The sequence below is a fragment of the Methyloversatilis sp. S146-33 genome (assembly GCF_059552495.1).
In genome coordinates, this window is record NZ_JCANOT010000039.1 from 23,330 (window position 1) to 45,985 (window position 22,656).

24 protein-coding genes are annotated in these 22,656 nt (G+C 67.4%); 11 read left to right on the top strand and 13 right to left on the bottom strand.

The features are described 5' to 3' along the window. The first annotated feature begins 1 nt into the window (after position 1). The 3 genes from AC51BJ_RS16760 to AC51BJ_RS16770 all read left to right on the top strand — a co-directional run bounded on the left by AC51BJ_RS16760 (position 2) and on the right by AC51BJ_RS16770 (position 3,064). Complete coding sequence (locus AC51BJ_RS16760; RefSeq protein WP_496280994.1) at positions 2–1,339, top strand: serine/threonine-protein kinase; 1,338 nt, start codon at positions 2–4, stop codon at positions 1,337–1,339. Further along, entirely contained in the window at positions 1,336–2,205 is an 870-nt protein-coding gene (locus AC51BJ_RS16765) for a fructosamine kinase family protein (RefSeq protein ID WP_496280995.1), read from the top strand. Before AC51BJ_RS16760 ends, AC51BJ_RS16765 begins: the two co-directional genes overlap by 4 nt. 295 nt (positions 2,206–2,500) lie before the next feature. Beyond that, positions 2,501–3,064 carry a phasin family protein gene (locus tag AC51BJ_RS16770; protein WP_020165799.1) on the top strand — a complete coding sequence of 188 codons (564 nt, stop codon included), beginning with the start codon at positions 2,501–2,503 and terminating at the stop codon, positions 3,062–3,064. Between the two features lie 72 nt (positions 3,065–3,136). Here AC51BJ_RS16770 and AC51BJ_RS16775 read toward each other — a convergent pair whose 3' ends face one another. The 3 genes from AC51BJ_RS16775 to ubiD all read right to left on the bottom strand — a co-directional run bounded on the left by AC51BJ_RS16775 (position 3,137) and on the right by ubiD (position 6,620). Beyond that, the gene (locus AC51BJ_RS16775) at positions 3,137–4,168 is read right to left on the bottom strand and encodes an HAF repeat-containing protein (protein WP_496280996.1); all 1,032 of its coding nucleotides are present in this window, start codon (positions 4,166–4,168) and stop codon (positions 3,137–3,139) included. A gap of 125 nt (positions 4,169–4,293) precedes the next feature. Next, positions 4,294–5,046 (bottom strand): competence/damage-inducible protein A, encoded by a 753-nt coding sequence (locus tag AC51BJ_RS16780; RefSeq protein WP_496280997.1) that lies wholly within the window; start codon positions 5,044–5,046, stop codon positions 4,294–4,296. 80 nt (positions 5,047–5,126) lie between these two features. Next, the gene (ubiD, locus tag AC51BJ_RS16785) at positions 5,127–6,620 is read right to left on the bottom strand and encodes a 4-hydroxy-3-polyprenylbenzoate decarboxylase (RefSeq protein ID WP_496280998.1); all 1,494 of its coding nucleotides are present in this window, start codon (positions 6,618–6,620) and stop codon (positions 5,127–5,129) included. A gap of 168 nt (positions 6,621–6,788) precedes the next feature. Here ubiD and AC51BJ_RS16790 point away from each other — a divergent pair, with 168 nt between their 5' ends. From AC51BJ_RS16790 to AC51BJ_RS16800, 3 genes are all read left to right on the top strand, one after another. Next, a complete protein-coding gene (locus AC51BJ_RS16790) occupies positions 6,789–7,718 on the top strand; it encodes a histone deacetylase family protein (RefSeq protein WP_496280999.1) in 930 nt (309 codons plus the stop codon). 101 nt (positions 7,719–7,819) lie between these two features. After that, on the top strand, positions 7,820–8,488 hold the full coding sequence (locus AC51BJ_RS16795; RefSeq protein ID WP_430435099.1) for a hypothetical protein: 669 nt from the start codon (positions 7,820–7,822) through the stop codon (positions 8,486–8,488). A gap of 1 nt (position 8,489) precedes the next feature. Continuing rightward, positions 8,490–9,038 (top strand): FlgO family outer membrane protein, encoded by a 549-nt coding sequence (locus tag AC51BJ_RS16800; RefSeq protein WP_496281000.1) that lies wholly within the window; start codon positions 8,490–8,492, stop codon positions 9,036–9,038. Between the two features lie 22 nt (positions 9,039–9,060). Here AC51BJ_RS16800 and AC51BJ_RS16805 read toward each other — a convergent pair whose 3' ends face one another. The 4 genes from AC51BJ_RS16805 to AC51BJ_RS16820 are packed head-to-tail and all read right to left on the bottom strand — an operon-like array spanning position 9,061 to position 11,053. Further along, positions 9,061–9,975, bottom strand: a complete 915-nt coding sequence (locus AC51BJ_RS16805; RefSeq protein ID WP_496281001.1) for an alpha/beta hydrolase family protein — start codon at positions 9,973–9,975, stop codon at positions 9,061–9,063. Beyond that, the gene (locus AC51BJ_RS16810; RefSeq protein WP_430435102.1) at positions 9,972–10,472 is read right to left on the bottom strand and encodes a DinB family protein; all 501 of its coding nucleotides are present in this window, start codon (positions 10,470–10,472) and stop codon (positions 9,972–9,974) included. The genes AC51BJ_RS16805 and AC51BJ_RS16810 overlap by 4 nt, the downstream gene beginning before the upstream one ends. Before the next feature lie 13 nt (positions 10,473–10,485). Then, positions 10,486–10,683: a YjiS-like domain-containing protein gene (locus AC51BJ_RS16815; protein WP_304000452.1), complete on the bottom strand. Its 198-nt coding sequence runs from the start codon at positions 10,681–10,683 to the stop codon at positions 10,486–10,488. Further along, positions 10,658–11,053, bottom strand: coding sequence for a tautomerase family protein (locus AC51BJ_RS16820; RefSeq protein WP_304000453.1), 396 nt, complete (start codon positions 11,051–11,053; stop codon positions 10,658–10,660). Before AC51BJ_RS16820 ends, AC51BJ_RS16815 begins: the two co-directional genes overlap by 26 nt. A 193-nt stretch (positions 11,054–11,246) precedes the next feature. On the opposite strand from AC51BJ_RS16820, the gene AC51BJ_RS16825 reads away from it, so the two are divergent. The 4 genes from AC51BJ_RS16825 to AC51BJ_RS16840 all read left to right on the top strand — a co-directional run bounded on the left by AC51BJ_RS16825 (position 11,247) and on the right by AC51BJ_RS16840 (position 15,663). Next, entirely contained in the window at positions 11,247–12,650 is a 1,404-nt protein-coding gene (locus AC51BJ_RS16825; protein WP_430435103.1) for an aminotransferase-like domain-containing protein, read from the top strand. Positions 12,651–12,778: 128 nt separating this feature from the next. Further along, positions 12,779–13,342: a PEPxxWA-CTERM sorting domain-containing protein gene (locus AC51BJ_RS16830; RefSeq protein ID WP_496281002.1), complete on the top strand. Its 564-nt coding sequence runs from the start codon at positions 12,779–12,781 to the stop codon at positions 13,340–13,342. Between the two features lie 39 nt (positions 13,343–13,381). Then, on the top strand, positions 13,382–14,878 hold the full coding sequence (locus tag AC51BJ_RS16835) for a PhoX family protein (protein ID WP_496281003.1): 1,497 nt from the start codon (positions 13,382–13,384) through the stop codon (positions 14,876–14,878). Positions 14,879–14,949: 71 nt separating this feature from the next. Beyond that, complete coding sequence (locus tag AC51BJ_RS16840; RefSeq protein WP_430435106.1) at positions 14,950–15,663, top strand: DNRLRE domain-containing protein; 714 nt, start codon at positions 14,950–14,952, stop codon at positions 15,661–15,663. 51 nt (positions 15,664–15,714) lie between these two features. Here the strand turns inward: AC51BJ_RS16840 and AC51BJ_RS16845 are convergent, their stop codons facing one another. The 6 genes from AC51BJ_RS16845 to AC51BJ_RS16870 all read right to left on the bottom strand — a co-directional run bounded on the left by AC51BJ_RS16845 (position 15,715) and on the right by AC51BJ_RS16870 (position 21,231). Then, positions 15,715–16,596 carry an alpha/beta hydrolase gene (locus AC51BJ_RS16845; protein WP_430435107.1) on the bottom strand — a complete coding sequence of 294 codons (882 nt, stop codon included), beginning with the start codon at positions 16,594–16,596 and terminating at the stop codon, positions 15,715–15,717. A 76-nt stretch (positions 16,597–16,672) separates the two neighbouring features. Then, entirely contained in the window at positions 16,673–17,536 is an 864-nt protein-coding gene (gene ubiA, locus AC51BJ_RS16850; protein WP_430435108.1) for a 4-hydroxybenzoate octaprenyltransferase, read from the bottom strand. Then, the gene (locus AC51BJ_RS16855; RefSeq protein WP_496281004.1) at positions 17,533–18,075 is read right to left on the bottom strand and encodes a chorismate--pyruvate lyase family protein; all 543 of its coding nucleotides are present in this window, start codon (positions 18,073–18,075) and stop codon (positions 17,533–17,535) included. The genes ubiA and AC51BJ_RS16855 overlap by 4 nt, the downstream gene beginning before the upstream one ends. A gap of 62 nt (positions 18,076–18,137) precedes the next feature. Beyond that, complete coding sequence (locus tag AC51BJ_RS16860) at positions 18,138–18,485, bottom strand: hypothetical protein (RefSeq protein ID WP_019916823.1); 348 nt, start codon at positions 18,483–18,485, stop codon at positions 18,138–18,140. A 68-nt stretch (positions 18,486–18,553) separates the two neighbouring features. After that, positions 18,554–18,748 (bottom strand): cbb3-type cytochrome oxidase assembly protein CcoS, encoded by a 195-nt coding sequence (gene ccoS / locus AC51BJ_RS16865; RefSeq protein WP_304005314.1) that lies wholly within the window; start codon positions 18,746–18,748, stop codon positions 18,554–18,556. Further along, positions 18,748–21,231 (bottom strand): heavy metal translocating P-type ATPase, encoded by a 2,484-nt coding sequence (locus tag AC51BJ_RS16870; protein WP_496281005.1) that lies wholly within the window; start codon positions 21,229–21,231, stop codon positions 18,748–18,750. Before AC51BJ_RS16870 ends, ccoS begins: the two co-directional genes overlap by 1 nt. A 248-nt stretch (positions 21,232–21,479) precedes the next feature. Here AC51BJ_RS16870 and cfa point away from each other — a divergent pair, with 248 nt between their 5' ends. Next, positions 21,480–22,646, top strand: coding sequence for a cyclopropane fatty acyl phospholipid synthase (cfa, locus tag AC51BJ_RS16875; protein WP_496281006.1), 1,167 nt, complete (start codon positions 21,480–21,482; stop codon positions 22,644–22,646). Positions 22,647–22,656: the final 10 nt, after the last annotated feature.

A 22,656-nucleotide genomic window follows, 5' to 3' on the forward strand; every position in this document is an offset into this window, starting at 1 on the left:
GATGCAGACACCCGCGCCGCCGACCCCGCCCGACGCCCCCGCACCCGGCGGTTCGCTAGGCCGCTACCAGCTCAGGCGCATCATCGGCCGCGGCAGCACCAGCACCGTATGGCTGGCGTGGGATCCGCAGACGCAGCGCGAAGTGGCGATCAAGTGCATCGACCCCGACGTGCTGAACGACCACGCGCGCGGCAGGCTGCACCGCAATCTGCTGATCAACGAAGCGTCGCTCGCCGACAAGCTGCAGCATCCGCACATCGTCGCCATCCACGACGCCGTGGTGACCGGCGATCAGGCCTATATCGTGATGGAGTACGTCGCCGGCGGCACGCTGGAGGCGCACGTGCAGCGCCCCGGTCTGCTGCCGGTGGAGCGCATCGTCGAACTGATGTTCAAGTGCACGCGCGCACTCGACTACGCCTGCCAGCTGGGCATCACGCATCGCGACATCAAGCCGGCCAACATCCTGCTCACCCGCGACGGCGAACTGAAGCTGACCGATTTCGGCGCGGCGCTGTTTACCGCCAATGAGCGCACGCAGGTCGAGGGCGTCGGCTCGCCGGCCTACATGAGCCCGCAGCAGGTGCGCGAGATGCCGCTGAACCACCAGACGGACATTTACTCGCTGGGCGTCGTGCTGTACCAGCTGCTGGCGGGCGAGTTGCCCTTCCAGGCGAGCAACAAGTACAGCCTGGTGTACCAGATCATCCACGTCGAACCGCCTCCGCCGTCGGTGCATCGTCCAGGCTTGCCCCCCGCACTGGACGCCGTCGTCGCGCGCGCAATGCAGAAGGACATCGCGCTGCGCTACGCGACCTGGGCCGAGTTTACGCACGATCTGGCGCAGGCCTTCCGTAACCGTCGGCTCAAGCCGCGCGAGGACGAATCGAGCGCCGCCGAGCACTTCCGGCTGTTGCGCACGCTGACCTTCTTCAATGAATTCAGCGACGTCGAACTGTGGGAGGTTGCTCACTTCGTTCGGCAGGAGCGCGTCGCTGCCGGCACGCTGCTGATGAAGGACGGCGAGCAAGGCGACCGGCTCTACGTGCTGGTCGAGGGCGAACTGGCGGTGTGCAAATCGGGCCGTACGCTGAACATCCTGACCAGCGGCGAATGCTGCGGCGAAATGTCGGTGATCGCCCGCCGTGACCGCAAGCTGCGCGCCAACGACGTGCAGGCGAACACCGACAGTCTGCTGTTCGCGATCGACGGCGAACGCATCCGCCGCGCCTCCGAGACCTGCCGCATGCGCTTCTACGAAGCCTTCCTGCAGGTGCTGGCGGCGCGACTGTCGTCGGCCAACATCCGTCTGGCCGACAGCTGGGGCGGCGGCGAATGAATGCGCTCGCGACACAGATTGCCGCTGCGCTGGACGTGGGCTGCACGAGTACTGTCGAACTGACACCCGGTCGCACTCGCCGCGCACTGAGGATCGACACTGGCGACGCTCCCCTTTTCGTCAAGCTGCTGCCAGCCGACCGGGCGGAAGTGTTCGCAGCGGAGATGGAAGGACTGGCGCTGCTGCAGGATACCGGCTGCTTCCGGCTACCGGCCGCACGCGGCAGCGGCACCGCCGGCGACGTCGCCTGGCTGGCGCTCGAATGGCTGGACCTGAAACCGGTGTCCACCGATGAGGACGGGCGCGCTTTCGGCAAGGCGTTGGCAGCGCTACATAACGTCCGTGGTGAGCTGTATGGTCTGCCACGCGACAACTGGCTCGGCGACAGCCGTCAGGAGAACGGCACGTCTACGACCTGGCCACTCTTCTATGCGCAGAAGCGCCTGCGGCCGCAACTCGAACAACTGATCGCCGAAGGCATGCGCGGCGAACTGATACGCAACCTGCAGGGCATCGTCGAACGCGTACCGGCTCTCTTCCTCGAATACCGCCCGGCGGCCTCGCTGCTCCATGGCGACCTGTGGCACGGCAATACCGGCATGGTCGATGGTCAGCCTGCCGTGTTCGATCCAGCCGTGCATTACGGCGATCGCGAGGCGGACTACGCGATGACGGAACTGTTCGGGGGCTTCCCGATCTCCATGTACGCCGCCTATCAGAAGAGTGCTCCTCTGGACGCTGGCGCTGCATCGCGGCGCGGCCTTTACCGGCTGTATCACCTGCTGAACCATACTTTGCTGTTCGGCAGTGCCTACCTGCGGGAAACCGAACGCACCGCAGCACGACTGCTGTCCGAACTGCGCTGAAAGCGCCCTGGCGCGGCATCTGACGCAGCGCACCCCGGCTCCTGCGTTTTTATGAACGTACGTTCACATCTCATTGTTTAGGCGAAGAAATAATCCGGAAAAGTTTTTGTGTGCAGTGCAACAAAAACATGTTGACATCACGTCGACCCGCCCTATAATCGTGTTCATGGTGCAGCGCAATACGAACCCTTGGGGTAAGTAGTGAGTCGCACGATTTAGGTGACCTCGTGGGTGTTCCCGGTTTTACCGCCCGGTCGTGGTCGCTCTTTCAACTAAATGTACGGAGATAACCACCATGGCCTTCACCCCTGAACATTTCGCCGCCGCCAACAAGAACGGCATCGAAGCCCTGCTGACCCTGGCCAACACCGCCTTTGCCAGCACCGAGCGCCTCGCCGCTCTGAACCTGAACACCGCCCGTTCGCTGCTGGAAGACAGCGTCGCGAACGCCAAGACCCTGATGGGCGCCAAGGACGTGCAAGAGATCGTGTCGCTGCAGAGCGGCCTGGTCCAGCCGGCGATCGAGAAGGTTGTTGCCTACTCGCGCAGCGTCTATGAAATCGTTTCGCAAACCCAGGAAGAGCTGAGCAAGGTTGTCGAAGCTCAGGTCGGTGAAGTCAACAAGGCTGTCACCTCGACCCTGGATCAGGCTGCCAAGCAAGCCCCGGCCGGTTCCGATGTCGCCGTCGCCGCTGTCAAGTCGGCCATCGCCGCCGCCAACAGCGCCTACGACAGCATGGCCAAGGCTGCCAAGCAAGCCGTCGAAATGGCTGAAGCCAACGTGAACGCCGCCACCTCGGCGACCGTGCGTGCCGTCGGCGCCGCCAGCACGACCGCGAAGAAGAAGGCCGCTGCCTAAGTCTTCAAGAGCAGTCTGAAAAGAGCCCCGCCTTGTGCGGGGCTCTTTTCGTTTACGCGACTGCAGCGGGTTTCAGTCCGGAGTCATCACAAAACCACTCACGTCGCCCGCCACATTAACGCCGTAGCCCGCGATCTGACCTCTATCGTTGATCGCTCGCGCCAGCGCCAGGCGACGCCAGCCCGCCCGTCGTACCTCCGGCAGGTCCTCGAGCACCGTCAGCCTCTCGGTGCCGAGGTCATAGAGCACCGCACGCCCGCCCTGTACGCCGACCACCTGCCCGCGATTGTTGATGTCGTAGGGCTCGAACGGAATCTCGATCGTCGTGCCCTGCACCTCTCCCGGTCCGGCCGGCGTCCACACGAAACCCCGTCCGTCGAAAACGCCGACGACCTGTCGCTGGTCGTTGATGCCGCGTGCCTCGCCGCTCGTGCTGGCCGGCGCCGACAACTCTCCGACCGGATGCGCACGTCCGGTCGCCGGATTCCATAACCAGGGCGGATGTGGCGTGACGTACGCATGGCCGGCAATCCAGCCCAGCGGTCCGATGGCGCGCGCCACGCCCGAGCCACAGAGATCAGACGGCAAAGGCGTGATGCTGCGTAAGGGCTGCGAACTGTCGTACCGCCAGGTGAAAGCAATGTCGACCACGAATGAACGACCCACTTCTTCGCGGAAACCACCGACAACGTCACCGGCCTGATTCACCGCGAGCAGTTCGCTGCTGAGCACGCGACGGCCAGGGAACTGGACAGCCTCGACCTCGCCGCCGGACCACACGGCTGCGATCTTCCGGCCGCCGCCGCTCGTCTGGCAGTGTCCGACGACGAGACCCATGTCATTGATGCCGGCGGCAGCGCATGCGGCGGTGCCCGCAGGCCGCGGCAGCGGCGTCAGACCGACTCCGCGCCGCCAGACGAAAGCGCGATTGCCGTCGGCATCGCTGCCATACCCGACCACATCCCCACCTTCGTTGATGGCGTAGGCCTCGCTTAAGTGCGGCCCACCGGGCAGGTCACCGAGGTCGTCGATCTGCCAGCACCCGGCCAGCGCAGCTGCAAGCGTGAGCACTACACAGGCACGCGGCGCCGACACGCGATTCATCGAACACTCTCCACACGAAAATTCCGCGCGAATAGTGAATCGTCGTATCGACGATGTCGATCGGATCTGCTCGCCGGCCGTGACAGGCGTCTTGATCAGGGGTCCGACAGCCCGCCTGGCGCCGGTCAGAGCGGGTCTGCGTCGACCTCCAGGCCGCGCTGGATCACCTCGACACGCATGGCTGCCAGCGCCGGGGCGACCTTGTCCGGATCGCCCTTGGCGCCCAGTTCGATGTGCGGCCGCGCCCGCTTCGCATTGCCGAAGCTGGGCAGGCTGAACACGGTGACACCGTAGTCGCGCTCGATCGCCTGCATCAGGTCAAGCAGCCGGCTCTCGTGCGCATCGAACACGAAGAAGGACGCCTCCGTCCAGTTGCGGGTGTGATGCAGGTGCCGGTACTTCGTGTCGAGCACCCACTGCATCATCGGCGAGGCCATTTCCGGAAAGCCCGGCACGAAGTGATGATCGCCACAGCTGAAGCCGGGAATACGATTGAACGGATTGGGAATGATGTCGCACCCTGCCGGAAACTCGCCGAGACGCAGACGGTTTTCGGTCACCTCGGCGCCGAAGCGTGCGCGGATCTCGACCTCGGCCGCCGGATGCAGCACGCAGTCGACACCCAGCGCCGCCGCCGCCGACTGCCTCGTGTGGTCGTCCGGCGTGACACCGATGCCGCCACAGGAGAACACGATGTCGGTCGTCGCCATCGAACGACGGAAAGCGTCGATCAGACGCGGCCGTTCGTCGCCCAGATAGCTCACCCAGGACAGCTGCAGGCCGCGCTCGGCGAGCAGTTCGCGCACTTTGGCAAAGTGTCCGTCCTGACGGCGGCCGGACAGGATTTCATCGCCGATGATGTAGAGGCCGATGGCCATGATCGCAACTCCTGTTCAGCGCTCTACGCGCTGAATGTCGTGATGAAAGGAAAAACTGAGGCGTGATCGAAGTCCGTGATTCAGAGCCCGAGCTCGGACCACATCGCATCGACCCGCCTCTTCACGTCGGCATCCATCTCTATCGTGCGCCCCCACTCGCGGCTGGTTTCGCCCGGCCACTTGTTGGTCGCATCCAGCCCCATCTTCGACCCGAGGCCGGCCACCGGGCTGGCGAAATCAAGGTAGTCGATCGGCGTGTTGTCGACGATGACGGTATCGCGCTTCGCGTCCATGCGCGTGGTCATCGCCCAGATCACTTCCTGCCAGCTGCGGATGTCGATGTCCTCGTCCACGACGATGATGGTCTTCGTGTACATGAACTGGCGCAGGAAGCTCCAGACACCGAACATGACCCGCTTGGCGTGCCCTGGATACTGCTTGCGCATCGACACCACCGCCAGCCGGTAGGAACAGCCCTCCGGCGGCAGGTAGAAGTCGGTGATCTCGGGAAACTGTTTCTGCAACAGCGGCACGAACACCTCGTTCAGCGCCACCCCCAGCATCGCCGGCTCGTCCGGCGGCTTGCCGGTGTAGGTCGAGTGGTAGATCGGATTGCGGCGCAGGGTCATGCGCGTGATCGTGAACACCGGGAACTCGGCCACTTCGTTGTAGTAACCGGTGTGGTCGCCGAACGGCCCCTCCGGCGCGTGCTCGTAGCCGGTCGGATGGCTCGCGTCCGGCCGCAGTTCGCCTTCGAGCACGATTTCGGCGCTGGCCGGCACGTCCAGATCGTTGCCGATGCACTTCACCAGTTCGGTGCGGCTGCCACGCAGCAGGCCGGCGAACTGGTACTCGGACAGTGTGTCCGGCACCGGCGTCACCGCGCCCAGTATCGTCGCCGGATCGCAGCCCAGCACCACCGACACTGGGAAGGGCGTGCCGGGGAATCTGCGCGCGTGGTCGCGGAAATCGAGCGCTCCGCCGCGGTGGGCCAGCCAGCGCATGATCACCTTGTCCTGCGCGATCACCTGCTGGCGGTAGATGCCGAGGTTCTGCCGCTTCTTGTCAGGTCCGCGCGTCACCACCAGACCCCAGGTGATCAACGGTGCCGCGTCACCGGGCCAGCAGTGCTGCACCGGCAGGCGCGACAGATCGACCTGACTGCCCTCCCACACGATGTCCTGACACGGCGCCAACGACACCTTCTTCGGCGCCATCGAGAACACCTGCTTCAGCATCGGCAGCTTGTCCCACGCATCCTTCAGGCCCTTGGGTGGCTCCGGCTCCTTCAGCATGGACAGCGTGCGACCGATGTCGCGCAACGCTTCCGCCCACTTGTCGCCGCTGACGCCCATACCAAGCGCCACGCGGCCCGGTGTGCCAAACAGGTTCCCGAGTACCGGCATGCTGTGACCGGTCGGCTGCTCAAACAGCACCGCAGGCCCCTGCGCGCGCAGCACGCGGTCGCAGATCTCGGTCATTTCCAGATGCGGCGACACCGGGCGCGCGACGCGCTTCAGTTCGCCCATCCGTTCGAGCTGCGCGATGAAGTCGCGCAAATCCGTGTATTTCATGTCGTGTTACGGCTCCAGTGCTTCGCGCCTTGCTGAGTCCTGCACAACGCGCGGCCGATGGTAAGCGATAGTGAAGGCCGCCGCACCCCGCACGCGGCGACAGACCGCGCTGCACCGCAGGCGTTCCGATACAGCTGTCGCAACCCTTGCTGACGACCCGCTGTCAGAATGCGCGACCGTCCCGCCCACCTGCACGACATGCTCGCCTGGTACGCTGACCACTTCGTCCTGCCGCTGCCCGAAACCCATCGCTTTCCGATGGACAAGTACCGCCGGCTGCGCGAACGCGTCGCGGCGGAACTGCCGGGCGTCACGCTGAGCGAGCCGCCGGCCGCGACCGACGCCGAACTGTGTCGCGCCCACGACGCCGGCTACGTCGACCGCGCCAGCCGCGGCGAACTGAGCGTGAACGAAATCCGCATGATCGGCTTTCCGTGGTCGGCGCAGATGATAGAGCGCTCGCGCCGCTCCGCCGGCGCCACCATGGCCGCCTGTCGCAGCGCGCTGCGCGACGGCGTGTCGGTCAATCTGGCCGGCGGCACCCACCACGCCAAGCGCGCCAGCGGCGCCGGCTATTGCGTGTTCAACGACTCGGCGGTGGCCGCCCGCATGCTGCAGGCCGAATGCCGCATCGAACGCGTGGCCATCATCGACCTCGACGTGCACCAGGGTGACGGCACCGCCGAAATCCTCGGACGGGCGGACGACGTATTCACGCTGTCGCTGCACGGCGATCGCAACTTCCCCTTCCGCAAGGAACGCAGCCACCTCGACGTCGCACTGCCCGACGGCTGCGGCGACGACGCCTACCTGGCCGCACTCGACGACGCACTGGCGAGGATGAGCGCGCGCTTCGACCCGCAGTTCGTCCTCTTCCTCGCCGGCGCCGATCCATTCGAAGGCGACCGCCTCGGTCGGCTCAGGCTCACCAAGCCGGGCTTGGCCGCACGCGACGCCCGGGTATTCGACTACTGCGGTCGGCACGACCTGCCGCTGGCGGTGGCGATGGCCGGCGGCTACGCCGAGGACATCGCCGACATCGTCGATATCCACTTCGCCACCGTCGCCGCCGCGCTACGCCACGCCACGACGCGCTGACGTAGCGGTTGACGCAAGCCTGCCGTGTTCTGGTAGATTCCGCCCCGTATATGCTTCATGCATATCCTTGGATTCCACCAACCGGGAGGTCAGACCGTCCGATGAACACCCGACACCTGGGCACAGCCCTCGCCCTTGGCGCAGTGCTCGGCGGTTGCGCCGCGCCGCACAGCGAAACACCGCTCGCCACCAACTTCCCGACCACGAAACAGCCCAAGGTACAGGCGGCCGGCCACTGGTCGGTCATCGCCCGTGACGTCGCGGCGCAGATCGCGCGCGACCTGAAGGACGAACGCCCGCTGTTCGTACGCGAAAGCAGCGCGCGCACCCACTTCAATCTCGCTTTCGAGAAGCAGCTCATCTCGGCTTTGATCGAACAGGGGCGCACCGTCAATCGCACGCCGCAGGGCGCGCTGGTGCTCGAGTTCGACACCCGCACACTGCGCTTCTCGGCCGATCGCCCGCAGTACAAACACAGCGGCACGGCAACCATGCTGGCGGCCGGTCTGTGGGGTCTCGCCGTGGCCGACGCCAGTGCGGCAGGCGTGGCGACCGCAGGCGTCGTCGGCGCGGATGCCTACGGCTGGTTCCGCTCCGAATTCGCATCGGGCGCGACGCCGCAGGCGGAAATCATCATCACTGCGCAGGTCAGCGACGAGCAGCGCTTCCTCGCCCACCGCACGCATGTCTATTACGTCGCCGACGGCGACCGCGCGCTCTACGACGCCGGCAGCGGCACGCACACCATCCGCCTGAATGGAGACCAGTGAGATGCGTTCCTCTGTCCTCGCGCTGCTGTGTGCCGGCCTGCTGCCGCTGGCCGCCTGCACCTCCTCGGTCAAGCCGGATCCCACTTACGAACAGGCGGCCAGCGACCGCTTCGTGCCCGCCAACTACAAGGCGGCCGATGCGCTGCTCGGACAGATCGACAATTCGATCGGCAGCGGCAATCCGCTCATCATCGCCACCGTGGTGAACATCGACGCGCTGGACCAGTCATCCACGCTCGGCCGGCTGGTGTCGGAACACGTATCGTCGCGCTTCTCGCGCGCCGGTTACCACATGGTGGAAATGAAATTCCGCAACAACGTCTATGTGCGCCAGCACCAGGGCGAAATGATGCTCACCCGCGAGATCAAGGATCTCGCTCGCTCGCACCAGGCGCGCGCCGTCATTGTCGGCACCTATGGCGCCGCGGAAGACATGGTGTTCATCAATCTGAAGGTGATCGACCCGGCCACCAATGTCGCGCTGGCCGCGCACGACTACGTGCTGCCGCGTGACGCCGCAATGAAGTCGCTGCTGCGCAGCACGCGCTGACGGTAGCCGCCGTCGCACGGGTTCAGCCCGTGCGGCGGCTGCGCAGCCATTTGAGACCGAGCGGCCACAGCGTGCGCCGCATGTCGGAGTGGAAGGGCGCAAAGTGGCCGATACGGTTCAGGCCAAAGCGGGCCGGCAGGAACTGCACCTGGCGCGTGCGCGCCTGCGTGAACCAGCCGAGCAGCCGTTCCATCGCCGCCGGCGTCGCGTAGGGGTCGTCGGCCGAGGCGCAGGCCAGTACTTCGCCGCGGTAGCCCGCAAAGGCTGCGCGCGCCGCGTCGCCGTCCGGGGCGCCGCCGGCGCCGGGCAGCCAGCGGTAAAGCCGGTCGAAATCCGGCCACAGCCGCAGCCCCCATTCGAGCGCGACACCGCGCGGCAGGTCCTCCAGCCAGCCCAGACGCTTGCCAGGGAAATAGCCCATCACCAGTGCGAGCGCTGGCATCAGCAGATGCCAGCGCAACAGGTAGCCGACACGCTGGCGCGGCGCATAGTCGGGCCAGTACGCGTACTGCGAGCCGACCAGCAGCAGTCGGGCGAGCCGCGCATTCGACGGCGCCGACCCGAGGCAGAAGCCCCCGATGCTGTGGCCGACGCCGACCAGCGTGCGCCCGGGGAAGCGGGCGGCCAGCGCACGGATCGCCGCGTCGGTGTCGAGCGCGCCCCAGTCGTGCTTGGTTGCACGCAGTCCGCGCAGGCTGCCGTAACGGCTATCGCCGATGCCGCGGTAGTCGAAGGTCATCGCCGGCAGCCCATGTGCGGTCAGCCAGGCGGCGAAGCGTCCGTAGTAGCGCGCCGCCACTCCGGTGGCGCAGCAGATGATGACCGCCGGTCGCCTGCCGTCATCCAATAGCGGTCGCCACAGGCGACCACGCAGCCGGTAGCCGTCGGCCGCGGCGAACTCGATGTCCTCCGGCGCGCGCGGCTCGTGTCCGCTCACAGTCCGCTCAGGCGCAGGAAGTAGACGAGGTCCATCTCCGGCGCCGGCTGGCCCAGGCGCGTGGCGACCGCCGACATCTGGCCGCGGTGGTGGGTCGCGTGATTGAACACATGCAGCAGCGTGCCGGCCCACGGCGTGTCACAGGGCTGAGCGGCCATGCTGGCGTAGCGCAGCCGACCCCCGAAGGTAGCCTCGTCGGCCCCCTCGACCAGTTCGATCCAGCGCTCGGCCTGCGCACGCACCCGTTGCCGCAGCGTCGCGCGATCGGACTCGACCTCGTCGGCGAGCGAGGCGGCCGCGTACGGCCGGCCGGTGAAGCGGCCGTACCAGATCAGGTCGGCCAGCAGCAGATGATTGAGGGTGCCGTGCAGGCTCTTGAAGAACAGCCCGTGATCGGCACGCCAGTCGGCGTCGCTGACCGCCTCGAGCGACGCGAACAGGCGGTCGAAGGCCCAGCCGTGGTAACGGGCCATGGTGAGGCTGTGCGCCTTGATCATTTCAGGTCCTGAATCAATGCAGGCGTTTCGCCTGCGCGCGAAACCCGTCCTCGAAGCGCCCCCCGAGCACCGACGGCAGGTCCGAGCGCCCGAGACCGAGGTCGCGCAGTTCGAGATCGTTCATCGCCTGCAATTCTGCACGCGCTCGCCGCTGCCGGCGTACCTCGCGCAGCCGGCGGGCCATATCACTGAGCCAGGCGTGCGCGGACATGACGCAACTCCTGTGTTTCGCCGGCATAGCCCCATGAATCCGCCGCCAGGTCGCTGACCACGATGTAGCTGGCCGGATGCAGCGGGCCGACCAGTTCGTCCAGCGACTGCCAGACGGCAGAAAGATAGTTCGCCTTCTCCGGCTTCGTGTTGGTGCCGGCGGTAACGCGGACCTCCAGATGGAAGGCGGTCAGCGCGCCGCCGACCGCCTCCGCGCCGACCGACCAGTGTTCGCTGTGGCCGATGGACAACGCGGTCAGTTCGCGCTTCTTGCCAAGTATCTCGGCCGTCAGATCGGTCACCGCGCGGATCACGGCGAGGCGGGTTTCGGCGTCGAGCGGGCGGGACAGTTGCAGCGTGATCATCGGCATGGCGGGACTCCTTCACGGGATGACCGGATCATGCCGTCGGCAACTGTGACGGTCGATGCACAGGAATCTGTTTTTGGACCGACACAATTGATAGTCAAGCGGATCTGTACCGGCAACAGTATGCGCGAACTGTACCGGTCGACAGAAAATGCCGTGCAGTACAGTATCAGCCGCCACCGCGAGAGGACGCCGCATGAACCGCTACGAACAACTCGCCGACCGGCTGCGCTCCGACATCCGCGCCGGTCTTTACCCACCGGGCCAGCGCCTGCCGTCCGTGCGGCGCATCGCGCTGCAGCAGGGCCTGAGTATCGCCACCTGCATTTCCGCCTACCGCAAGCTCGAAGCGCAGGGCTGGCTGGAGGCGCGGCCGCAGTCCGGCTTCTACGCGCGCACGCCGGAAGCGCTGCCGCCGCGCGCCTGCCAGACCTGCGATGACGAATCGCCGGGCGAAGTGACGATGTCGGAACGCGTGGCCCAAGTCATGCGCGCCTCGCACCGCGACGATCTGCTGGTGTTCAGCACCGCCATCCCGCACGCCGACTTCCTGCCGGTGAAGGACATCCGCGCGAGCCTCGGCCGCGCATTGCGCGCCGACGACGCGGGCAGCGCGCGTTACGGAGAATTCATCGGCGAAGAAGCGCTGCGCGTGCAGATCGCCCGCCGCGCGGTCGATTCCGGCTGCCAGATCCACCCCGACGACATCGTCATCACCACCGGCTGCCAGGAAGCGCTGACGCTGGCGCTGCGCGCGACCACGCAGCCGGGCGATGTGGTCGCCATCGAGTCGCCCGCCTTCTTCGGCACGCTGCAGCTGATCGAATCGCTGGGCCTGAAGGCGCTCGAAATTCCGACCGATGCACAGACCGGTCTCAGCCCGGACGCGCTCGAACTGGCGCTGGAGAAGTGGCCGGTCAAGGCCTGCCTCGCCTGCACCAGCTTCAGCAACCCGAGCGGCGCGCTGATGCCGGACGCGCACAAGCGGCGCATCGTGCAGATGCTGTCCAGTCGCGGCATCGCGCTGATCGAGGACGACATCTACGGCGAGCTGGCACACGACGGCGAACGCCCGCGCGTGGCCAAGGCCTGGGACCGCACCGGCCACGTGCTGCTGTGTTCGTCCTTCTCCAAGACACTCGCGCCCGGCCTGCGCATCGGCTGGATTGTCGCCGGGCGCTGGCGGCGCGAGGTCGAGCGCCTCAAGTACGGCAGCACCATGGCGACCGCGCTGCTGCCGCAGCGCGCACTCGCCGACTACCTCGCGAGTGGCCGGCCGGAGCGGCACATGGCGCGCATCCGCCGGCAGTACGCCGAACAGATGGAGAGGATGCAGACGGCGATCGCGCGTCATTTCCCGCCCGGCACACGCTGCACGCGGCCGGCCGGCGGCTTCATCCTGTGGGTGGAACTGCCGGAGCACATCGACGCGCTGGCGCTGCAGTCGCGGGCGCTGGCGGCCGGCATCAGCATCGCGCCCGGCCCGCTGTTCTCGCCGCAGGGCAAGTACCGCAACTGCATCCGCCTGATGTGCGCCGTGCGCTGGGACGCTCGCGTCGATACCGCTCTCGCCAGTCTGGGTTCGCTCGCCAGCCGATAGTCCGACCGGACCATCCTCACCGGCCAAACGGCCTATGACTGCGCACGCCGAACGTTAACGGAAGATTAACTGGCAGGACATCGTCGCCCGACAGACTTTCCGCGTCTCAACCCAGACCGGAGAGTCCCATGTCTATTCGTTCCACCCTTGCGGCCGCCCTGCTGGCCGGCCTGATGTCGGCCGGCGCCCAAGCGGCCGCTCCGGCCATCAGCGGCCAGTTCGGCAGCGGCAGCACGGCCGGCACCGTCGCCGCCGAAAGCTATTCCTTCATCGGCGGCGCCGAAAACTGGTCCTTCTGGACCTTCAAGGCCGACTTCATGAGCGAAGTGTCGATCACCGTCACCCCGACGGACCCGACGCTCGACGTCATTTTCGGCATCTGGTACGGCGTCGAGAGCGATACCGCCAACTACTTCGACATCAGCAGCGCCTCGGCGACCACGATGTTCGTCACCGGCGCCGATGGCACGCCGTCCAACCCCCTCGCAGGCGCCGGTGAAGCGGCCAGCGCGAACTTCTTCAACGACTACGGCAACGGCCTGTTCGTGCTCGCCATCGCCGACTTCAGCGACAACGTCGGCGCCGGTCAGCTCGGCTACACCATCACCGCCACCGTGCCGGAGCCCGAGACCTACGCCCTGCTGCTGGCCGGCCTCGGCCTGATCGGCGCGGCCGCCCGCCGCCGCGCCTGACGCACCCGCCCCCTGCATACTGAAAACGGAGAGACAACAATGAACCATCAAGACGACCTGATCGACGTCCTGCGCGACTTCAGCAAGACCGACGCCTCCAAGGACATGGACCCGCACTGGACCTACGGGCGCCGCGGCTTCCTGAAGAGCGGCGTCGCTGCCGCCGCCACCGTGGCGATGCCCTTCAGCATCCTCGGTTCGAAGAAGGCGCACGCCGTGCAGCTGCCGTTCAGCCCGGACTACGGCCCGCTCGCTCCGGTCGCCGACGAAGTGACCGGCCTGCCGCTGCTGCAGCTGCCGGAAGGCTTCAAGTACTGGTCCTACGGCTGGACCGGCGACGTGATGACCGACGGCATCGCCACTCCGGGTGCGCACGACGGCATGGCCGTGGTCGCCGCCGACGCGAACAAGATCGTGCTGGTGCGTAACCACGAACAGGGCAGCCGCACCGCCGGTTCGTACGCCAACCCGAAGATCACCTACGACCCGCTGTGCAACGGCGGCACGACCAACCTCGTGTTCTCGCCGCGCACCAAGCAGTGGGTCGGCGCGTACGCGTCGATCTCCGGCACCATCCGCAACTGCGCTGGCGGCCCGACCCCGTGGAACTCGTGGATCACCTGTGAAGAAACGTCGGACGGCCCGCACAACGGCGCCTCCAAGCAGCACGGCTACTGCTTCGACGTGCCGGCCACCGGCGTCGCCAAGCCCGTTCCGCTGGTCGACATGGGCTGTTTCAGCCATGAAGCCGTTGCCGTCGATCCGGTCACCGGCATCATCTACGAAACCGAAGACAGCACGCCGTCCGGCTTCTACCGCTTCATCCCGAACGTCATCGGTCGTCCGGAGATGGGCGGCAAGCTGCAGATGATGAAGCTGAAGACGGCCAACAACGCCACCCGCAGCATCAACGGTGTCAGCTACGGCTACTACAACACCGGCGTGGCACAGGCTCCGGGCACCACCTTCGACGTCGAGTGGGTAAACATCGACGAGCCGAACAAGCCCTTCATCACGGGTACGTCCTACGGTGGCGTGGTCGCCCAGGGCATCATGCAGGGAGCGTCGAGCATCGTGCGCGGCGAAGGCGTGTGGTACGGCAACGGCGTGATCTACGTGTGTTCGACCAGCGGCGGTGCCGCCGGCAAGGGCCAGATCTTCGCCTACGATCCGCGTCGCGAAACCTTCACGCTGGTCTACGAATCGTCCGGCGCCGACGTCTGCGACAACCCGGACAACATCGCCTGGAGCCCGCGCGGCAGCCTGATCCTGTGCGAAGACGGCGGCAACTCGGTATCGCGCTGCCACGGCCTGACCACTGACGGCACCGTGTTCCCGTTCATCGCCAACAACGCCGACTTCCGCACCGGCGCCATCGGCACCTACACCCGTCCGTCCGGCCGCTCCTTCAGCAGCAACTCGATGGGTTCCGAGTTCTGCGGCGCGACCTTCCACAACGAGTGGCTGTTCGTGAACACCCAGTCGCCGGGCATCACCTACGCGATCACCGGCCCGTGGGATAACGGCGCACTGTAATCGCACGCCTGCAGTCCGCAGTTCCGGGCCGGCGCACCAGCGCCGGCCCTTTCCGATTCGAGAGGCTTCCCATGTTGAGCAAATCCCTGATCGCGGCTGCGCTGTTCGCGGCCGCACCGGCGTTCGCCGCGACCTATACCTTCCAGCAGGGCGCCGGCGGCTACGACGGCACGATGGACGTGACGCTGTACAGCAGCGACCCCGATGCAAGCAGCGGCTACGAGCAGGAAGTGAGCATCGACGCGTCGGACAACGGTTCGCCGAACCACGTACTGCTGCGCTTCGACAACCTGTTCGGCAGCGCCGCCAACCAGATCAAGACCGGCGAAACCGTGGTGTCGGCCACGCTGACGCTGCAGATCACCAGCGCCGGCAGCGGCATCCGCTTCTACGACATGCTGAGCGACTGGAACTCCGCATCCGCCACCTGGAACACGATGGGCGACGGCATCCAGACCGACGGTCTCGAAGCCGCCATGCTGCCCTTCCTGACCATCGGTGCCGACAACGGCGATGCCAACATCGAATCCGGCACCCTGGTGCTGGATTTCACCGACGCGCTGCGCCGCATGCAGGACGGCGACGTGCCGGGCTACGGCTGGGCGCTGCTGCCCTTCATGCCAAATGGCACCAACGGTATCGACTTCTACAGCGCCGAAGGCTTCATGGTCAGCGATCGCCCGCTGCTGACGGTCGAAGTCGCGCCGGTGCCGGAACCCGAAACCTACGCGCTGCTGCTGGCCGGCCTGGGCCTGATCGGTCTGCGCGCCCGTCGCCGCGGCTGAAACGTACCGAACGGACGTAACAAGAACGCGGGGCTCCAGGGCCGCGCGTTTTCATTTCAGGGCGCCGATGCCGCGCAGGAAGTCATCGACCCGCCGCGTGTAGTCGCCGGGCAGACCCAGTTGTTCGTTGATGTCGCCGTGCGACAGATCGACCGGCAGCTCGTCGATGCGGCCGCCGGTTTCGCGCACCCGCTGCGCAAACACCTTCACCTGGTCGCAGGCCTGACGGCGGCGGCTTGAGCACACCGCCAGCCACGGCGCGGTCGGCCCGCCAAGCTGGTACAGCGGCGAGGTCGCACGCCAGAAGGCGGGATCCTTGCCGAAAGCGTCGTCGAACAGGCCGGCGTGGCGTTCCTTCATCAGGCGTTCGACGTCGAGCGCGCCACTGTCGAGCAGCACGCTGCCCAGCCAACGGCGTTCGCCCTGTGGCGCGGCGGCCAGCAAGGCCACCAGATGCGCACCGGCCGAATGCCCCATCAGCACGAAGCGCAACGGATCGCCGCCCCAGGAGGGCGCCAGCGATTGCGCCCTGGCCAGCGCGGCCGCCACGTCGTCGCGCTGTGTCAGCACGTCGGCGTCGGGCAGCATGCGGTAATTGACCGACACGACGATCACGCCGGCCGGCAGCCAGTGCGCAAGCTTGTTGCCGATCAGCCGGCCGTGCGCTTTGTCGCCGCGACGCCAGCCACCGCCATGCACGAGGAAGAGCACCGGTGCGTCGCGGGCGCCGTCGGGGATGTAGACGTCCATGCGCTGGTCGGCATGCTCGCCATAAGCGATATTGCGTTGCGCGCGACTGCCGGCGGGCAGGCGGATCTCGGCTCCGCTGTCGGCGCGCCGCTCAGCCAGACGCTCGCGCAGCGGCCCCGCCTGCGCCTCGAAGATGCATAGCAATGCAGCCGCCGCAAGACCCACCGCGCTCAGCCTCTTCATGTCGCTCTCCTGTTGCCGGGCCGGACGCGCCCCGCTCAGGTAGACGCAGGTCGGTGGCCCGCCTTACGCCGCCGCGTCAACGCAAGGCGTAATCGGCGACGATGCCGGCGAACACCGCGGCGCCCAGCCAGTTGTTGTGCAGGAAAGCGCGGAAACAGCGCGCGCGGTCGCGGCCGCGGATCAGCGTCCAGTGATAGCCGGCGATGCCGGCGGCAACGACCAGACCGACGTAGTAGGGCCAGTGCAGCCCTTCGAGCCGGCCGTAGAGCGCGAGCAAAGCCAGCGTGATCGCGTAGCAGACCATCACCGCCGCGACGTCGAAGCGGCCGAAGGTGATGGCCGAGGTGCGGATGCCGATCTTCAGGTCGTCGTCGCGATCGACCATCGCGTACTCGGTGTCGTAGGCGACCGCCCAGAACACGTTCGCGGCCAGCAGCAGCCAGGCTTCCATCGGCACCGTGTACAGCTGCGCTGCATAGGCCATCGGAATGCCGAAGCCGAAGGCAATGCCAAGATAGGCCTGCGGAATGGCGAAGAAGCGCTTGGTGAAGGGGTAGCTGGCGGCCAGGAATAGCGCGGCGAAGGACAGCAGGATGACCAGCCGGTGCAACGGCAGGATGAGGATGAAGGCGAACAGCGCCAGCGCAGCGGCCAGCAGCAGCGCCTCACGCGTGCCGACCTCGCCGGTCGCCAGCGGGCGGTTCTTCGTGCGCTCGACGTGGCCGTCGAAATTGCGGTCGGCGTAGTCGTTGATGACGCAGCCGGCGCTGCGCATCAGCACCGTGCCGAGCATGAATATCCAGACGATGAAGGCGGACGGCTTGCCGCCGCCGGCCACCCACAGCGCCCACAGCGTGGGCCAGGCGAGCAGCAGGATGCCGATCGGCTTGTCCAGCCGCATCAGGCGTTCCCAGGCATTCAGGCGGGCAAGCAGGTTCATGGCGCGAGTTCCGAAATGGCCGGCAGGAAGACTTCGGTCACCAGCAGCGGCCGGCCTCTGCGTACGAACAACGAACGGCGCGCCCACAGCGGGCCGCTCACCGCAATGCCTTCGGCCAGCACGCGCCGGTACAGCGGGTGGCGGGCGTCGAGCCGGCGTGCCGCCAGCGGCGAGCGGGCGATGCGCGCGTCGGCGAACAGCAGCGCACCGAGCGGCCGCGAGCCGACGCCGGCGAACATGTGCCAGACGCCGCGCACGTCACGCATGTTGACCACGCTGTGCGCGAACACCACCGGCACGCCGTCGGCGTGCAGCAGCACCTCGCGCGACAGCGCCTGCGCCCGGCCGCTGCCGAGAAGACAGGCCTCGTCGGCCGCCAGCGCGGCACGGCCGGTACGCAGCGGCTGCACCGCGAAGTGCCGGCAGCGCGCCCTGATGCGTGAGGTCAGCGAATGAGGATCGGTCAGCCAGCCGCGCAGTGCCGCCGGCATGAATAGCGCCGGCGAACGCCACGCGTCGCCGGCTCGATGAAAGGACATTTATTGCGACGCAGTCTTCAGGCCCGGCCTGCATGATAGCCGCGGCAGGCTGCGCCGGCGCGTCAGGCGATCTGCAGCGGGCCGTGGTCGTCGCAGTGATCACCGTGCGGATGGTGCAGATGACCGTCGACCAGGTAATCGACGTGGTCGCCGTGCGGCACCGCTTCGTGGCCGCAGCCGGGCCCATGCACATGACCGGCGCCATGGCCGGCACAGTGATGCTGCGGTGTGCAGCCGTCCGGGTTGGCGGCGCTGACGGCGATCACGTGCTCGTCGACATGGTCGCCATGCACGTGGTGCAGATGGCCGTCATGCAGGAAATCGACGTGGCCTTCGTGGCGCACCGCGGTATGACCGCATTGCGGGCCGTGCTGGTGGTCGTGATGGGCGTGCTGGGTGCAACGGGTCATCGGCGCGCTCCGGTCGGTGGGTGCATCCGCACTATAGACAGGAAATGACGCCTCGGCCGCCTCGGGCGTCACACCTTGCGGTCGTCCTTGCCGGCCGCCGGTGTGTCGTCGATGGTCTGCGCACGGTCGTCGTCCATCAGCATGCGATGGGCCGGGCCTTCGAGATCGTCGAACTGGCCGCTGCGCGCCGACCAGATGAACACAGCGCCGATGCCCAGCGCGATCAGTACCGACATCGGCACCAGCAACCACAGGATGTCCATCAGTTCCGCTCCTTTGCTCGCCGCTGCAGACGCAATGCATTGAGCACCACCATCAGCGAACTGAGCGACATGCCGATGCCGGCCATCCACGGCGTGATCCAGCCCAGCATCGCCGGCGGGATGGCCAGCAGGTTGTAGGCAAAGGCCCAGCGCAGGTTCTGCCGCACGATGGCCAGCGTAGCCTGGGCGGTGTCGAGCCCGCGCGTGAGCGCGTCGAAACGTTCGGACAGCAGCACCAGATCGCCCTGCGCGCGCGCCAGCTCGGTGCCGCCGCCCATCGCCACCGACACCTGGGCCTGCGCCAGCACCGGTGCGTCATTGACACCGTCACCCAGCATGGCGACGACGGCACCGCGCTGCTGCAACGCTTCTATATAGGCGCGCTTGCCCTCAGGCGTCATCCGCGCGTGTGCGTCGGCGATGCCCAGTTCCTGCGCCAGCGCCTCGACCGGTGCGTGTGCGTCGCCCGACAGCAGGCTGACCGCGATGCCGCGCTCGCGCAGGTGCGCCAGCAATTCGGGTGCCCCGGATCGCACGGCATCGCTGAGATCGAAGCGCGCCAGCAGACCGCGTTCGTCACCCAGCCATACCGGCGTCGCGATGCCCGACGGCGAGTCCGGAAGCGGCGCCCCGGACAGCGCGCAGACGTAGTCCGCGCTGCCCAGCCGCAGGCGACGGCCGGCGATGACGCCCTGCACGCCCTGCCCGGTCACCGCCGACAGCTCGTCGACGGCCGGGCGCACCTGCTCACCGGCCGCCGCGCGCAGCGCACGCGCGATCGGGTGAGTGGACGGCCCTTCCAGCGCCGCGGCCAGCGCGGTGGCCTGTATGGCGTCGATGTCGCCCATCAGTTCGACCGTCTGCAAGGCCATGGCGCCGGTGGTGAGGGTGCCGGTCTTGTCGAACACGACGTGGGTGACGCGCGCCAGCGTTTCGATCGCGTGTGCGCGGGTCACCAGCAGACCGCTGCGCGACAGCACGCCGGTGCCGACGGTCAGCGCGGCCGGTGTGGCCAGCGACAGCGCGCACGGGCAACTGACGACCAGCACCGCGACGAAGACGGACAGCGCCTGCGATGGGTCCAGCCAGAGCCAGACTCCGGCGGTCAGCACGGCCAGCACGATGAGCGCCTTGACGAAATGAACGGCGATGCGATCGGCGAACTGCACCACCTCGGGCCGGCTGGCCGAAGCACGGCCGATCAACCGGCGGATCGCCGCCAGCCGCGTTGCCTCGCCGACCTGCTCCACCGCCAGCACCACCGGCGAGCCGATGTTTACGCTGCCGCCGACCACGCGGTCGCCGGGGCCGCGGCCCTGCGGCTTCGACTCGCCGGTGAGCAGGCTTTCATCGACCTCGCTGCGGCCATCGACCAGACGGCCGTCGGCCGGAAACACCTCGCCGGCGGCGACCACAACGTGGTCGCCCGCCAGCAGTCGCGCCACCGGCACCGCCTCGGTCGCCGTTCCCGGCCACGCGGTGAAACGGTGCGCCAGCGCCGGCATCACGCGCGCCAGTTCCTCGACGCCGCGCACCGCACGCTGGCGCGCCAGCATTTCGAGATAGCGCCCACCCAGCAGCAGGAATACGAACATGGTGACCGAATCGAAATACACCTCGCCCGAATGCGTCACCGTGGCCCACAGACTGGCGATGAAGGCGGCACCGATGCCGAGCGCGACCGGCAGGTCCATGCCGACGCGCTTCGCCGCCAGGTCGCGCAGCGCGCGCGAGAAGAAGGGGGCGGCCGAGTAGCACACGACGGGGGCCGTCAGCACCAGACTGGCCCAGCGCATCAGCGCGGCGATGCTGCCCGGCAGTTCGGCGTCACCGGCGGTGTATTCCGGCCACGCGTACATCATCACCTGCATCATGCCGAGCCCGGCCACCGCCAGGCGCCACAGCGCGTCGCGTCGCTCGCTGCGGGCGACCGACTCGGCGTGTGCGCGATCGTTCGGCCACGCTTCGTAGCCGATCTCGGTCACCGCCCGCAGGATGGCCGACAGCTGAATCCGGACCGGGTCCCACACCACACGCGCACGGCGCGTCGCGTAGTTGATTTCGAGCACCAGCACGCCGGGCAGGCGACCGACGTGCTGTTCGTTCAGCCACACGCAGGCCGCACAGCGTATGCCCTCGATGATGAGCAGCGCCTCGCGGGCGTCGGCGCAGTCCGCGTGGGCGACCGTGCGGACGAAATCGGCCTGCACTTCCGGCAGGTCGTATACCGACAGGTCGCGCGCACCGCCGTCGGGTGCCGTTTCGGGCAAGGCGTCGCGGTGGGCGTAGAAAGCCTCCAGACCACCGCCGGAGATGGCTTCGGCGACCGCCGCACAGCCGGCGCAGCACATCGGCCTGTCCTCACCGGCGACGCGGACGCGGTAGCGCACCGGGCCATCGACCGGCAGCCCGCAGTGATAGCAGGCCGTCGTCGCAGCGGCCGCATCCGCACTCAGGTTCAGCGGTGATTCCGGCGCGTTCATCACGGGGACAGGGTTCGAATCATGGGCTCACATTCTAGGCGGCTGCGCACCGGCCGCCCATGACGTGAGTCAAGCGCGCGCCGGCACGCCATTTCAGGGTTTTCACGCGGCGCAACCGGACGAAAGCTTGACCTGGAACATTGCGAAGGCGCATACCTTGGACTACGTCTAAAACTTCAGGTGGCGACGCCGGCCGCCTGCCTACGGTCACTTTTTTCCTGCCTTCGCCCTGACGAGGAAGACCACGGATGAAAAGAGAAGCGTTCGAACAACCAGCTGCCGCGCCTGCGCCGGCCCCTTCGCCCCGCCTGCGGCTGCTGACCGGCCTGCTCGCCGACGCCGGCATCACGCTCGACGGCGACGCGCCCTGCGACCTGCAGATGCACCACCCTCGCCTGCCTGAGCGCGTGTTCGCATACGGCAGCCTCGGTCTGGGCGAAGCCTATATGGATGGCGATTGGGACGCCGGCCGGCTCGACGAATTCTTCGCCCGCCTGCTGCGCGCCCGGCTGGATGCGCGGGTGAAGCCGGCGTCGCTGCTGATGCACGCCTTCAGCGCCCGCCTGCTGAACCGGCAGACGCCGCGTCGCGCCTGGCAGGTCGGCGAACGCCACTACGACCTCGGCAACGATTTCTACGCGGCGATGCTGGACCCGCGCATGACCTACACCTGCGGCTACTGGCAGGACGCCGCCGACCTCACGTCGGCGCAGGAGGCCAAGCTCGAACTGATCTGCCGCAAGCTGGACCTGCGCCCCGGCATGCACCTGCTGGACATCGGTTGCGGCTGGGGCAGCCTGCTCGGCTACGCCGCCGAGCACCACGGCGTGCGCGGCACCGGCGTCACCGTATCGCGCGAACAGGCTGAGTGGGCACAGCAACGCTACGCGGGACTGCCGGTCGAGTTCCGGCTGCAGGACTACCGCGAACTCAACGGCAGCGAAACCTTCGACCGGGTAGCCAGCGTCGGCATGTTCGAGCACGTCGGCCGGCGCAACTTCCGCACTTTCATGCAGGTGGTGCGGCGCGCACTGGCGCCCGACGGGCTGGCGCTGCTGCATACGATAGGCAAGAACACGCGGCGCGGCGTCACGGACCCCTGGATAGACCGCTACATCTTCCCCAACGGCGAACTGCCGTCGATCGGCCAGATCGGCGACGCCGTCGATGATGTATTCGTGGTGGAGGACCTGCACAACTTCGGCGCCGACTACGACCGCACGCTGATGGCCTGGCACGCGAACTTCGAAGCCGCCTGGCCGCAGTTCGCCGAGCGCCTCGGCGAACGCTTCCACCGCATGTGGCGCTACTACCTGCTGTCCTGCGCCGGCGCTTTCCGCGCGCGCGACATCCAGCTGTGGCAGTGGGTGCTGTCGCCGAGAGGCGTGGCAGGCGGCTACCGCGGCGTGCGCTGAATGCCGCCGG

What these genes read in the sequence shown, in the direction of transcription:
- AC51BJ_RS16760 (WP_496280994.1), top strand. Translation starts at nt 2, where the DNA reads ATGCAGACACCCGCGCCGCCGACCCCGCCCGACGCCCCCGCACCCGGC.
- AC51BJ_RS16765 (WP_496280995.1), top strand. Translation starts at nt 1,336, where the DNA reads ATGAATGCGCTCGCGACACAGATTGCCGCTGCGCTGGACGTGGGCTGC.
- AC51BJ_RS16770 (WP_020165799.1), top strand. Translation starts at nt 2,501, where the DNA reads ATGGCCTTCACCCCTGAACATTTCGCCGCCGCCAACAAGAACGGCATC.
- AC51BJ_RS16775 (WP_496280996.1), bottom strand. Translation starts at nt 4,168, where the DNA reads ATGAATCGCGTGTCGGCGCCGCGTGCCTGTGTAGTGCTCACGCTTGCA.
- AC51BJ_RS16780 (WP_496280997.1), bottom strand. Translation starts at nt 5,046, where the DNA reads ATGGCCATCGGCCTCTACATCATCGGCGATGAAATCCTGTCCGGCCGC.
- ubiD (WP_496280998.1), bottom strand. Translation starts at nt 6,620, where the DNA reads ATGAAATACACGGATTTGCGCGACTTCATCGCGCAGCTCGAACGGATG.
- AC51BJ_RS16790 (WP_496280999.1), top strand. Translation starts at nt 6,789, where the DNA reads ATGCGCGACCGTCCCGCCCACCTGCACGACATGCTCGCCTGGTACGCT.
- AC51BJ_RS16795 (WP_430435099.1), top strand. Translation starts at nt 7,820, where the DNA reads ATGAACACCCGACACCTGGGCACAGCCCTCGCCCTTGGCGCAGTGCTC.
- AC51BJ_RS16800 (WP_496281000.1), top strand. Translation starts at nt 8,490, where the DNA reads ATGCGTTCCTCTGTCCTCGCGCTGCTGTGTGCCGGCCTGCTGCCGCTG.
- AC51BJ_RS16810 (WP_430435102.1), bottom strand. Translation starts at nt 10,472, where the DNA reads ATGATCAAGGCGCACAGCCTCACCATGGCCCGTTACCACGGCTGGGCC.
- AC51BJ_RS16815 (WP_304000452.1), bottom strand. Translation starts at nt 10,683, where the DNA reads ATGTCCGCGCACGCCTGGCTCAGTGATATGGCCCGCCGGCTGCGCGAG.
- AC51BJ_RS16820 (WP_304000453.1), bottom strand. Translation starts at nt 11,053, where the DNA reads ATGCCGATGATCACGCTGCAACTGTCCCGCCCGCTCGACGCCGAAACC.
- AC51BJ_RS16825 (WP_430435103.1), top strand. Translation starts at nt 11,247, where the DNA reads ATGAACCGCTACGAACAACTCGCCGACCGGCTGCGCTCCGACATCCGC.
- AC51BJ_RS16830 (WP_496281002.1), top strand. Translation starts at nt 12,779, where the DNA reads ATGTCTATTCGTTCCACCCTTGCGGCCGCCCTGCTGGCCGGCCTGATG.
- AC51BJ_RS16835 (WP_496281003.1), top strand. Translation starts at nt 13,382, where the DNA reads ATGAACCATCAAGACGACCTGATCGACGTCCTGCGCGACTTCAGCAAG.
- AC51BJ_RS16840 (WP_430435106.1), top strand. Translation starts at nt 14,950, where the DNA reads ATGTTGAGCAAATCCCTGATCGCGGCTGCGCTGTTCGCGGCCGCACCG.
- AC51BJ_RS16845 (WP_430435107.1), bottom strand. Translation starts at nt 16,596, where the DNA reads ATGAAGAGGCTGAGCGCGGTGGGTCTTGCGGCGGCTGCATTGCTATGC.
- ubiA (WP_430435108.1), bottom strand. Translation starts at nt 17,536, where the DNA reads ATGAACCTGCTTGCCCGCCTGAATGCCTGGGAACGCCTGATGCGGCTG.
- AC51BJ_RS16855 (WP_496281004.1), bottom strand. Translation starts at nt 18,075, where the DNA reads ATGTCCTTTCATCGAGCCGGCGACGCGTGGCGTTCGCCGGCGCTATTC.
- AC51BJ_RS16860 (WP_019916823.1), bottom strand. Translation starts at nt 18,485, where the DNA reads ATGACCCGTTGCACCCAGCACGCCCATCACGACCACCAGCACGGCCCG.
- ccoS (WP_304005314.1), bottom strand. Translation starts at nt 18,748, where the DNA reads ATGGACATCCTGTGGTTGCTGGTGCCGATGTCGGTACTGATCGCGCTG.
- AC51BJ_RS16870 (WP_496281005.1), bottom strand. Translation starts at nt 21,231, where the DNA reads ATGAACGCGCCGGAATCACCGCTGAACCTGAGTGCGGATGCGGCCGCT.
- cfa (WP_496281006.1), top strand. Translation starts at nt 21,480, where the DNA reads ATGAAAAGAGAAGCGTTCGAACAACCAGCTGCCGCGCCTGCGCCGGCC.